Raw genomic sequence first — 12,999 nt, forward strand, 5'->3', positions numbered from 1 at the left:
TTTTGATATAGGCTTCCACACTAAAGCTCTTGAAGAATAGAAGTATCACTCCAAAGAAATTTGGTGTTTTCATTAAAGCTGTTCTTTTCGACACATCGGCCCAGGGGATCATATTGGTATAGAATTATATCGTGAAATTTCTCCACCCCTTTTTCAACCCTTATTTCATCAACCCTTACTAACTGTTGACGGTAATTATAGTGGTATCGAAGTTGTTGTGGCGCCCCCTCTGCTCGCCTATCCTCAACCCCGGGCTCTTGCTTTCCGCAATTGTAAATAGTGTTATTTTTACAACCATTACCATTTTTATTGAAATTTTTGGTGGGAAAGTGTTTCCAATTATCCAAGTGAGAACATGAAAAGATAAAGTTAGCCGGATCAAATTTACAAAGATTTAATCCACCATCAAAGTATTGCCCTAAAATATTTCTGTGTCTGCTACAAACATCAGGTAAACTATCCTTAACTGCTGCAGCCTCTAGTGCTGGATCGAGCTTAAAAAACAGGTCAACAAATATACCAAAACAATCTAACGAAAACTCACTATACTTATTGGGCGCTCTAACAGAAATGCCCTGTACACGACTTTGGGGGTCATAATTTTTTAAAAGGTCCAAGCTGCCCCTTGGCTGTTTATGAGTATTTTCACATAGATCTGCATGGGCATTTGGAGCACTTTGAATATTATTATTCCTATCGGAAAAATAATTTAGTAATCCACTAGCATTATCAAAAGGAAGCTTATATATCTTACCATCAGGCAGTGTTGTAGATATCCGATTGCCTGCCATGTCGTATTGATGGCTCAACTTATTTGCACCCTGCCATTCTGCTATTACACGACTATCATTGTCATATTCCCATCGTAATTTACAATGACGATTCTCGGCGCTAATCAAATTTCCTGTACAGTCATATCTGAATTTGCTAATACCTTCTTTAGAGCTTTCTTTTAACAGCCGACCTAACCGATCTCGCTCAAAATGAACATCGATCTCCTCATCTCCTTGTATGCAGGCTATCAATGTTACGGTTACTAAATGGCCTGCGCAATTATAGACATAGCGGGTAACACAACCATCAAAATCAACCTCTTCTATTAGGCGATTATTAAGGTCGTATTTTAGTCGGTAAGACTGTCCCTTTTCATTTTTTAGGCCAATCAAATTTCTCTCACCATCATAGCTATACTCCAACCTTCCGCCATCAGAATTAGTACGGGTTTCTACTTGAAGAAGAGCGTCATAGGTATAAACTGTTTTGGCTCCAAATTCATCTGTTATCTCTTCAAGCATTCCATAGTGGTTGAAGCTGTAGTCAGCTTTATTATCTCCATCAGCTACCACAGTATTAGCTAAAGTTAGAACACCATACCCACAATCTATTTCCTCAACGCTATTACCCTTGATGAGACTCTGAATATCATCATTGATATGTCGATAGTTAAATGAGTAATTTAAATGTTCTACAATCTTTAACAACTTCCTTCCCGCGCTCCATAGGTAGCGATTAGTTTTTCCATCTGAGTTAGTAATGGTTCCTAATAAACCAGAGGAAGTATAGTTATACCGTATATTATTATTGAACGAATCTTTTACAGTGGAAATCTGCCCTTGTTTGTTGTAACTATATAGCCAAGTATTATTGAATGGCGCAGAAATTTTCTTGAGACGACCTTTTTCATCATATTCAAGATGGTAGTTATTACCTGTAACATCAGCCGTGTTAATTAATCGGGTCTGCTTATCATACCGGAATAGTTCTTCACATACAGTATCGTTATTATTACGCAGCATGACCCTAGTTACTTGGCCTTGCTCGTTGTAAGAGTTCAGTGTTTCTCCACCCTCAGCATCTCGATAATAGGTAAGTTGTGCGTACTCATTAAAGCGAAAATACTGGCTTCCGCCTCGAATATCACTAACTGTAACTCCGTAATTATCATCATCCCAAGAAAATTGATAACTACAAGTAGCTTTTCCGGCGATCGGATCTCCCCACTGGCGTATGCAACGAGCAAAAGGGTTGGTTGCTTTCCATTGGAAATGGAGTCGGTAACCAGTTTTCAATACTCTCTGCGTAATAATATTATTATGATATTCGTACTTTTCACTATTGCCAGATTTGTCAACAGCCTTAATCAAGTTGTTCTCGCTATCAAACGTATATTGAGCAAGAATTTTAGAATTACCAAAGTGGGTATCTTTTGTAATTGTATTAACATGAAGGCTCTCAGGTGATTCTCCTGACGAACTTATAATTATAGTCTCACCAAAGCTACTCTCAATTGAAGCAAGAACATCATCACTATAGTGAAACAAATAAAAATTATTGTGACAATCTCGAATTTCAGAAATTTTTAATGCGCCGGTCTCTCCAATAGCTTTAAAATGTTTTTGCGCCCCATTGGGAACCCCATAGCGAGAGATAACCCAATGTTCATCATTTACACGGGTTAGCGTGATTTTCTCAAAAATATTATGACTGCAACAACTATTTCCGGGGGCAGGTATACTGATTATTCGACCCTCAGCATTAAAGAATAGAATTGACTTACCTGGACGCCATACTAAACGCTCACTAAATGTATGAGTCCATCCATAACCCAATCCGCTATCCCGAAGGTTGCTACTACGATATGTTCTAGATATAAATAGAGGCAGCGGGCCTCCTAGTACAGCATCAACTACAGTAATCTGTACCTCGCCGGTTTTTAAATTTACCGACCGCCCCACCTCAAATTTATTTATAGTGTTTTGGCAATTATCATTATTATAATTTACACCTACTTCATTGCACGTAATATCAACATCTTCAGAAATATCTTTAGTGCAGTTAAGCTCATTGGAGCTCAGACTAGAATCCTCTTTAGGGGTTTTATTAAGTAAATTGGTATATGTGTGACTTGGAAAATGGCCACTATTACTATTTCGAGACGAGCCTTTACTATTTAATCGATTAACGCTCACCTGAGAGATTCTTATATTGGGCAATACTGGCCTTTTTTTACTTGATGCATTATTTGATACTTCGGTAAGTAGTTTTCTCTGCCGCTTCAACCGGGCAAATTCAAACATTAAATTACCAATTTTTCTAAATGAATTCACCAGCCGTATATTCTTAGCCAGAGAATTAGCAGAAACATCACCTTTTGTTAGTGCCGAAAGTGCTATCGTTAATATTACTTCGAAAACACCACCAACATTTGACTCCGTTATTGACAATCTATATTTCGTTTTCACGTAATCTTTAGCAAAACGGGAAACAGCCTCCTGAAGGGTCTGATCACTATAGATAACCTCAGCTATATTAAAACTTAGGTGAAGCTGCTTCTTGGAAACGGAGTTTGAATTAAACCCTAATATTTCTACTAAACCTCTATACAATAAGGTCGCACACTCGGCGTGTACCTTCTCCGAGCCCTCGTCATAAAGCACATAATTGATCGCTTCTGTACTTAGCTCAAATGACTGGCGTGCTGGGGTTACCATCGCCTCTACTTTAGCAAAATCTCGTGACCATATTGGCAGGCGCCAGTTGTCAAAGGAAGATGTTTTTTCCGAATACTTAAGGATATTCATAGTCCGCCACAGGTTGGCATAACTACAATCGGATTCATTGTTCAAACTTGTATCCGCATCCTCTTTTACAATAACTTGATGCAAACCCATACGAATCTTAGCCACTAATTCCGTTTGTAGGTCAGCTAACGCCGAATGTGGTAAGGGAGCCTCTTCAATAACTAAGCGGCTTTGCAGTATCGCCCTATAGATAGCCTTATCTCGCTCATTCAGATACCCAGGAGGGTCACTTGGCGAGGTATAAGAGGCACTTTTCTCATAAGCCATACCTGGTGTGCGAGTGATATATGCCCCTAGATACTGGTCATAGACCAGCTGGAGCGTATTGCTATCAAACATTCCCAGAAATTCAGTAACATTAACTTTCTCGCCGGGGCTTGCCTTGTACATATGACCAGCACGTACCGTATAACGAGCACCTTTAGAATCTTCGATATAAAGCTGTATCAAAAGTTAAATCCTATCAACCACTGACAAATAGTTGTATTGTCATAAAACAACCGGATCCATCCGGGTTCCCTACATTTAGAGGCTAAGAATAGATATTGTAAATTTCTGCGGAATTTAAACTAAATATCTGCAAAAGTACCTGCAATCTCTTTAGTCAATCTGTCGCGACCTCAATGAGGCACACGGCAGAACTACTTTAAATCTAGATTAAATTATATCAATCTTGAGTATAGTGTCAGGAAAAATTGATTACAGAAGGGCACAAAAGGCTACACAAAAAAATTAAGATAAAATCTCGAGGGAAATGTCAATATTAATTAGTTTACAAAGTAGCAAATCCTGACAAAAGAGCCTCATTTACCCTCCCAAATGAGACTCTTTGTTACTAATAATTTTAAAATTCACAGAAGCAATGCTAAATTACCATATATTGATATAGAAATAACAAGCTGGATACTTGGCTTTTTCTATAAATTTAATTAGCTTATAGTCTTATACACGCAAACATCAACATTTTATTCAATCCAATATAAATAAGCTTATAAATCCTGTTCGCTGCATATAGCCGACCGGGTACCCCAATCAGCTATTTGAGAATGTTAATTATTGACGATAAAATTGCTCGACTTACCTGAGTAGCTGGAAATATTTCCGCTCCAACCACTCTTCCAATTTCCATAGTGCTTTATTCGGTAGGTACCAGATGGAGTATCTTCTCCAATAGTCCACTGTCCTTCAGCAAAGGAACAAGCCATGCAGTCGATGGCAGTATCTCGAGTCCAGATAAAACGAGTATCTAAATCGTCATCGGTAAGATAAGTTTCCCAACTACCATTAACTTTACGCTGTACCTCAATAAATGTACTCTCAGTCTTCAGGTCATTACGGGGATGACCAGAACGGAAAGTGACAGATACAGTATCGCCAGCACTGTAGCTGGTACCTACATCATCCCAGACTTGACCAAAAGACTCCCACAGACGTTTATCATCATAAACAACCCCAATTACATTAATGATTTGGTCATCAGACAGATCTTCCGGAGAGGGCCCTGCGGTAATATCTACGCCATTGACCATAGCATATGTCATTTCGGTATAAATCTGTCTATAGGCAGCAAGGGTATTGGGACCGTATATGGTATGTGCTCCCTCATAGTGCTGCCTATCAAACTCTTCAGGGGTAGTTATGTAACCGGAATAGGCATTTGCCAAACCAGCAATCACCACAGTGTTTACACCGCTTCCTTCAAAAGCTGACAAGACTTCTGCTTCAAGACGTCGACCTGCCATAGTCGTCATTTCACCCGGCGCGGCGACCAAAGCAAGTGAGCCTATGCGAAATATTTGGAAAGGTAGGTAAGGGGTATAAAGTGCTTGACCTATTACCTCACGCTCTACAAATGTAGGTTTGGGGTACTGGCAGGGGTCATCCTGAGTATCCTCATATACAGCGGCTGCAGAGAATGCACTCATCAGGCCAAAAAGGGGGTAACCATTAATCGCCGATTCGAATAGTCCCACATCTCTATCCCAATCCACCCCCTCATTTTCAACAGACATTCCCTCAAAAATACCATCAATATTGCTGGGACCGTCCCAACTTGATCCTGCAGTAAATGACCAGCCGACAGCGCCTTCACAAATATCCATTTGCCCCTCACCGGTAAATTCACCTGCTACGGTATAGCCAGGGAAATAGATATGTTGATGTCGATAATCTAACCCACCTTCAAGTTTTACATTAGCTGACTGGAAAAGCGACTGGGCTTTTGCAACTTGCTTTTCAGCTGCTAAAAGTAAACTTTCATACTCAGAATTTCCGCATCCATCCCTGGGGCCACAAATATTCGGAGACGCATCACCTAAATTGCTATTGGCAAATGCCGCAGTAAATTGACTTGCAGCACCCTTCTCGGTAGCCCAAGACTCGAGTAACTGACTCGCCGCCCCCTTATTATCCCCGCTAAGTTGGCGCTGCTCTGTCCCTAAAGAGACATTGTGTACTGCAAACCAATTAATAACTCCCAGTGCTTTGTTGTTTGTATCGACCAACTTGAGTTGGGTCATGGTTTTATTGGTATCGTATTGATAGTCGCTTGCATCAGTATTTTCTGAATAAGGGTCTGGGTTTCGATTGATACTGGTATCGAGCAAGATCCCCTGATCAATAAAGATATCACCTGCGGTTAGTCCACTGTCCGCTTCAACGATTGACTGAAAAATACCATCAACAATAGCGTCATAGTTATCTTCCGCATACCCGAGAGCACTCATATTCAACATAACATAATGATCATACCCCCCAGGACCTACATGGGTATGTGTAGCAGTCAGCATTACATTCTTTTCGGTGTACTTACTATTACCATAGAGATTTTTTAATTTATCTACGACACCCTGCTTCACGCCCTGCGGAATACCTTGCAAATCTGCTGATACGAATACCAAACGTTCATTTTCAGAGCTATCAGAAATTATGAATGCGCGGGACCATAAACGGGTATGAATTCCCTTGGTTGTCTGCCCCGTTTCTCCATATCCTACCATTCCAACATCTGCTGCCGGGCCAGTTATATCATACTTACCAACACCAACACGCCAGTCAGATGCTTTAACAGTGGAAGAAGCTCCAATAAATACCATTAAAGCAATGACGTAACCATTAATTATTTTTTTCATTTTTTCTCCAGAATCTATACACGCAGGAGTACATTCGCCAGTTCACAGAAGTGAAGGCGTATCCTTTTCGTTGAAAATTGATACCTGAATAAGCCACTTCCGATCGACTCGGACGCGGCTCTCTAGATAGTTAGCCAATGTAATCTTGGCTTTTATTATCTCATCCTGAAAAGCGGCCTTATTATTTTTAAAATACACATAGTAGCCATAACCTCCCTGCTGTCAGCACACTAAAACTGAGAGTACAGCTCTAGTACGCATGTTCAGAATACCCTAACTGGCTGTATTTGGTAGCACCCGCAGAGTAATTGCCCGCCATAAATCCGTTAATTTAGAGTCGAAAGTTAAATAATTTTAAATATGCGAAGATTTTCTGAACTACGGCAAATCTAAATATTTACAATTCAAGCAAGTACAATCTAAAAATGAGTGTAAAGAAAGGATAGATTAGGGGAATTTAATTACGTTTAGAGAGGAAATGTAAAAAACTTTCGCCATTCAAAATTAGCACTCAATCAGTTTCCAATTATATTCCATAGGTTGACTAATTGTTCACAAAAATAATTAATTAGGCAAACATCTGTACTTAACATTCAAAATTGTCTTGATAGAAAATAAGGTGGAAGTTGAATAACATTAATAATCGGTCCTTTTAGCATTTGACGCCCCTGACTATAAATATGTGAACTTTATGTAGCTATCAATATCTGACTACTCTGCAGTAATCCATATAGATACATATATAATGCACGCTAAACTTCTCCCCCTCTCAGTTTTTTCCATATTGACCTTCTTATCCCTACCATCCCTGGCCGGTCAAAAGTGCGATGTACAAATGACGATACAGAGTGAATGGGAAGACGGATATATGGCTTCAGTGGTTGATCCTACCCATCAACAACGGACACACCACTAAGCGACTAGTTGTTCCTCAAACGCCTCAGGGCTGAGATAGCCATTGGCGCTGTGTAAGCGATTTCGATTGTAGTCTATCTCTATATACTCAAATACGGTCTCTCGCATGAGGCACCTTGTGGGAAAGCGGTTACCATGGATTGCTTCTACCTTAAGTGAGTGAAAGAATGTTTCTGCACAAGCGTTATCATAGCAATTACCTTTGGCGCTCATGCTGCACCGCAGACCATAAGCTGTAATCAAAGATTGATAATCTTTAGAGCAATACTGGCTTCCCCTGTCAGTATGCACGATAACATTCGTAGGTTTCTTACGTCGCCATAAAGCCATTTGAAGAGCGTCACAGACCAATGTAGCTGTCATCGTTTCTGACATCGCCCAACCAATAACTAGCCGACTATATAGGTCTATCACTACAGCCAGATATAACCAACCTTCTTCCGTTCTCAGGTAGGTTATATCCCCAGCCCATTTCTGATTCGGCCCTTCAGCATTGAAGTTCTGCTCGAGCAGATTTGGAGCTACTGGCAGACCATGTTTTGAATAGGTTGTGGCTTTATATCTCTTGGCGGCTTTAGCCCGTAGGCCCTGTCGACGCATGCTGGCAGCAATTGTTTTTTGATTATATTTACTCCCCTCACTGGCCAACTCCTTCGTCAGGCGAGGAGAGCCACTACGTTCTTTACTGGCTATAAAGCGCTGCTGTACCAAGCTATCGAGCTGCATTCGGTACTGCTGGTACCTGGATTGGCCGGCCGATCTTGACACCCAGTCGTAAAACCCACTGCGAGATACGTTCAATACCTTGGCCATCGCTTTTATGCTGAATTCATGCCTGTGCATTTGCATGAAGGCGTACCTCATTTCAGGCTCTTTGCAAAGTACGCTGCGGCCTTTTTTAAGATCGCCAGCTCCTCTGCCTGCTCAGCCAGCTGCCGCTTAAGGCGAGCATTCTCTGTGGCCAGCTCTCTCTCGGCATCCCCTCGGCTCTGATGTAACTTAGCCTTGCTTCGCCATCCGTAAATCTGAGAAGGATGTAACCCAAGCTGTTTAGCGGCAACGCTTACCCCAACTTTGAGCGCAAGTGCTAGGGCATCCTTTCTATACTCCTCTGAGTACTGTTTACGAGTGGTTTTGGTTGGTTTATTTGATCTTGTCATAGAGCACCTCTGCTGCGTAGTTTATCGCTTAAGAGAGTGTCCGTCGTTGGTGGGTAGGATCAGGTTGTACGTAATACAGGTACCGAGCCAATAAGTGATTGGGAACTTTCATGGCAATGGCCCTCAGACCAAGAAGTCACACATATATGGAATGCTACTTCAGCCCAGGATGAAAACCTGATCTCTGTAGTTGGAAAACAAGGCTACGTAAGAGTACCCGTTGGCCAAGCCCAATCTTTTGGTTTTAATATTCGCTACTCGGGTGGTGAACAGAAGCCTGCTCATATTAACGCTAGTTGCAACAACACCATCAATGAACCAGATCCGCCCCCACCTTCACGAGACCTGTTAGACCCCCTTTCACAATACAATTTTATTTTAGGCACTCAAACGATAAACCCCAGGTATACATTTACAGATAAGGGATCACTTGTTGAAAGTGCTGAAGCCATTTACTCAATGGGCTCTAACTTACTCAAGATTGCCCTTTCTCCGAGCCTATATAGCGAGCTAAGTAACTCTGGACTCGACTATCAATTCAAGCGAATGCTGGAAGAAATACCAGAATTTCAGCAAGTCTTGGAAATGGATTTCTCCATCTACATGTTTTGGGTCGAGGACTCCGGTTCCTGGATGGATAACAAAGGAATGAGTGAAGAAGAGCTAAAGTGGCAATATGACAAAATTTATTCATTGGCTGAATATTTACTAACTGAATATAGCGGCTCCGGTAAGACATTCATGATCGGGCATTGGGAAGGCGATTGGAACCTGGTTCAAAAAACTGATGGTACTAGAGATGACGGTCAGGAAACTATCCCTCCTAAGCGTTTACAGGGTCTAATTGACTGGATCAATATTAGACAAAAAGCCATTGACGATGCCAAAGCAAATATCACCCACTCTGACGTTAACTTATATCACTATATTGAGGTCAATAGGGTTGAATCTGCAATGCAGGGCAAAGAACGAATAACCAATGCCGTACTTCCCCATACTAATGTAGATTTGGTGTCTTATTCAGCTTACGATCTCACTACCAAAGAAAAGCATTCAGATTTTGCCACTCTACATAGTGAGTTGACTTCAGCTCTGGAATTTATCAACTCAAATCTTCCCAAAAAATCTGGGCTGCCATTTGAAAAGCGGGTTTTCATTGGCGAATATGGTTACGGAGAGTCCTGGTTTAAGGATTGGGAAGCCCGCTCTGGCGAAGCCCAGGATTTGCTATCACGCAATGTAATAAAAACGGCACTCCAATGGGGTGCTCCATTTATTTTGTACTGGCAAATGTATGACAATGAGTATGATAGCTGGATCAATGAATTCGCTGGCTACTGGCTGATTGACAAGGATGGTAATAAAAAGGAGATTTATAAGACTCACCAAGAGTACTATAAGGACGCGAGGGCATTCTTAGATAACTATTATATGGAAAACTCCTCCCTTCCGTCAGAAAGTGAATTTCGAACCTATGCCTTAAAATGGTTTGAATCATCGAAAATCCCACCACAACAGCCCAAACCTGACACTCCCCCTACTATACCGGAAGAACCCAGTGAACCTTCAGGCCAGTGTAATGTGGAATATGCAGTGCAAAACGATTGGGGGAGTGGCTTTATGGCAAATGTGGTTATTTATAATAAAGGAAAGACTTCTCTCGATAAATGGCAGCTACAGTGGAACTGGCAAGGTAACCAATCAATCACACACTTCTGGAATGCACAAGTCGCAGAAAGTAACGGGACTATAACTATTACTAGTGAATCATCTATTCCGGCAGGAGAGGCCCGAGCTTTTGGGTTTAATGCAAATTACTCTGGAGAAAACACCCCACCAATTATAATTGGCAACTGCACGGGTACACTCACAACAGAACCTTCACAACCTAGTCAGCCCCCCAATCAGCCCAATGAACATTCAGATAGTAGCAGTATTAAGCTATGGTTTATTGGTGATTCGATTACTTACGGTATGACAACACTCCCTTATAATTCAAACGGATTTCGTAGCCAGATCTGGAACTATCTTGCCAAAGCAGCCGATGGCAACTCAATCTTTCCTATAGATCAAGAATCTACCAGTGAGCAGCTAATTCTAAAATACAATGGAAAACAACTAGAAACGATTGGCACTATCACTGGACCATCAGGCCCTGACGATATGTCTCAACAGACCAAGAATTACTGGCACTCTGGGATACCTGGAGCTACAACCAGCGATTTACTTTGCTATCTTGATCCGATAGGCCATCAAATCACCCCGGGCTACAATTTCACCAACTGCCTCAATTCCATCAAGAACTTCAATCAATTTCTCAGCGAAATGTGCAGGGAGGGCGAAACTAGTGCTGGCTGGCTCACTAATCAAGCCTGCAATTTAACGCGGGATATAACCTCTGAAGATAGCGTTGTCATACCTATACAGCTCGGGACTAACGACATCACCTTCCTTAGCATGAATAACGCGATTGATTGTAGCCTTCCTATAGAAGAAAATAGTGAATCCGCCCAGAAGCTAAATATGGTCGTTAGTAAGATAATATCATCACCCAATAATATTCAAGGCATATCAATAACAGATAGAATACAAAATTACTTTGAGAGCATAGATATTCCAACTGAGAAAATTGCATTCGTAATTTCAACTATCCCTCGTCGAAGTGATTTAGACGGACAAGATCCGAAAAATTACTGTACGGACTTTTATAATCAAAAAATCAGGAAGTCATTATCAGAGGCCTCCAATACCAAAAATATTTTCTTAGTAGACCAAGGAAATATTATCCCAACTGGAGACCCGGTACACCCTACAACTGAGGGCCACAAGATTATGGCTTGCAACTTACTTTATGGTAAAAATCTTGGCCATTCAGATATTCCTTCTTGTATTCTTCCCAGTAACATCCCAGATAAAGGGCTATTGAAAGCAATAGATCATGTATCCAATTAGCTAGGATTTCGCTTAACAGGCCCTGATTAGAAATTTTCAGGGCGCTGCTTTTACTCACCAATAACTTTGGGCGCCTTTATAAACCCGACTTCTATAGAAGCCGGCCTAACTCTGAACCAGATTTAAGAACTGCTTCCTATATTCTGCCCAAATCACTTTTCCTGAGAAATTACTTAAATCAACTTTTTTTAATTTTGAACCCGATAGAATTGACAAAAACATTGATTCCAGCTTTTTTACTGCATCATTACAGTCTGAATAACAGAAGTTTTCGGAATAGAACTCTGGGTAGCACTGTTCATCTGGCACCAGTGGAGTCGCACCGAGAATAGCTGCTTCCATCACCGCCAACCCTTGGAATTCATGGTAAGCCGTAGAAAGGAATATATGGCTATGTCGCAGTACTTGACGATAGTCTTTAGCACTTTCGAGATACCCGAGTACCAATAAATGGTCGGCAAACTCTTCTTGTATTTGAGCAAACTCAGCAGGGCTATTACGAAATGACTGCCCCATTAGATTAACAAGAAACTTAACATTTCTGGCTTTCAAGCCCCGAAGGATATCCAGCAATCGGTCCGCGCCTTTGTCATATTCCCAACGGGCCGCCCAACTGATAATCAAAGTATCTTGACCTATCTCGCCCCCATAAATGCTCTCTGCGCAGGAGTCCCAGGAAAAGGCCTCTTCAGTTTTCGCACTATCAAAAACGATGTCTTCTATTGGCACAGGAAGAACTCGCGACTTTTCCTCAATCTCCTCACAAATTCCGGGAGGAACACAATCAGGAAAGCGCTTGAGTAATTTCTTTACTCCTCCTAACAAGGTACTGCGGTTGTATTCAGAGTTAAACAAGACCAGATCACCGGACAAGGCCGTGTAAATATTCAACAACCGGGGTTCTACCGATCGAAACGCATCAGAGCTCACTGGGTAAGCAAATTGATTCTCATGAAAATATACAACTGTAGGCACCCTAACGATTTCAGGAACTAAACCGCGCAAGGCACTTAGATCGGTCATTGAGGTTGTAACAATAAGGTCCCAACGCTGCTTCAATAATTGCGCAGTTTCCCCTCGGCCCCAAGAAAGGCTATTACCACGGATTCGCCAGCTAAAGTATCGCGGTGGTAAGGTTAGTACGGTCCATTGCCAATCAGAAAATGCCGCTGCCAGCCCTTTACGCCAACGCTTGTGACTGTCCGCATCATAAGCGGAGAGTAATAAAACTTTCATCAAATAGTAACAAGAAGAAGCGGC

The 12,999-nt window shown here is 41.5% G+C and carries 5 protein-coding genes and 1 pseudogene; 2 read left to right on the forward strand and 4 right to left on the reverse strand.

Annotation, left to right across the window (positions count from 1 at the left end; translation table 11 throughout):
• Positions 1 to 20: 20 nt before the first annotated feature.
• The 3 genes from ACJJIW_RS21435 to ACJJIW_RS21445 all read right to left on the reverse strand — a co-directional run bounded on the left by ACJJIW_RS21435 (position 21) and on the right by ACJJIW_RS21445 (position 8,787).
• The gene (locus ACJJIW_RS21435) at positions 21 to 4,031 is read right to left on the reverse strand and encodes a DUF6531 domain-containing protein (RefSeq protein WP_444936308.1); all 4,011 of its coding nucleotides are present in this window, start codon (positions 4,029 to 4,031) and stop codon (positions 21 to 23) included.
• A gap of 599 nt (positions 4,032 to 4,630) precedes the next feature.
• Positions 4,631 to 6,712, reverse strand: coding sequence for a neutral/alkaline ceramidase (locus ACJJIW_RS21440; RefSeq protein WP_282931981.1), 2,082 nt, complete (start codon positions 6,710 to 6,712; stop codon positions 4,631 to 4,633).
• Between the two features lie 912 nt (positions 6,713 to 7,624).
• A protein-coding gene (locus tag ACJJIW_RS21445) for an IS3 family transposase (protein ID WP_282932943.1) occupies positions 7,625 to 8,787 on the reverse strand; the annotation gives its coding sequence in 2 pieces (ribosomal slippage) (positions 7,625 to 8,529 and positions 8,529 to 8,787; 1,164 coding nt in all).
• Between the two features lie 78 nt (positions 8,788 to 8,865).
• On the opposite strand from ACJJIW_RS21445, the pseudogene ACJJIW_RS21450 reads away from it, so the two are divergent.
• Together ACJJIW_RS21450 and ACJJIW_RS21455 are read left to right on the forward strand one after the other, a co-directional pair.
• Positions 8,866 to 9,063: pseudogene (locus ACJJIW_RS21450) on the forward strand (cellulose binding domain-containing protein); the annotation flags it as partial.
• A gap of 270 nt (positions 9,064 to 9,333) precedes the next feature.
• Complete coding sequence (locus ACJJIW_RS21455) at positions 9,334 to 11,739, forward strand: cellulose binding domain-containing protein (RefSeq protein WP_444936309.1); 2,406 nt, start codon at positions 9,334 to 9,336, stop codon at positions 11,737 to 11,739.
• Between the two features lie 105 nt (positions 11,740 to 11,844).
• Here ACJJIW_RS21455 and ACJJIW_RS21460 read toward each other — a convergent pair whose 3' ends face one another.
• Entirely contained in the window at positions 11,845 to 12,975 is a 1,131-nt protein-coding gene (locus ACJJIW_RS21460) for a tRNA-queuosine alpha-mannosyltransferase domain-containing protein (RefSeq protein ID WP_444936310.1), read from the reverse strand.
• Positions 12,976 to 12,999: the final 24 nt, after the last annotated feature.

The sequence above is a fragment of the Microbulbifer maximicatervae (SeqCode) genome (genome assembly GCF_052467815.1).

What these genes read in the sequence shown, in the direction of transcription:
- ACJJIW_RS21440 (WP_282931981.1), bottom strand. Translation starts at nt 6,712, where the DNA reads ATGAAAAAAATAATTAATGGTTACGTCATTGCTTTAATGGTATTTATT.
- ACJJIW_RS21455 (WP_444936309.1), top strand. Translation starts at nt 9,334, where the DNA reads ATGCTGGAAGAAATACCAGAATTTCAGCAAGTCTTGGAAATGGATTTC.
- ACJJIW_RS21460 (WP_444936310.1), bottom strand. Translation starts at nt 12,975, where the DNA reads ATGAAAGTTTTATTACTCTCCGCTTATGATGCGGACAGTCACAAGCGT.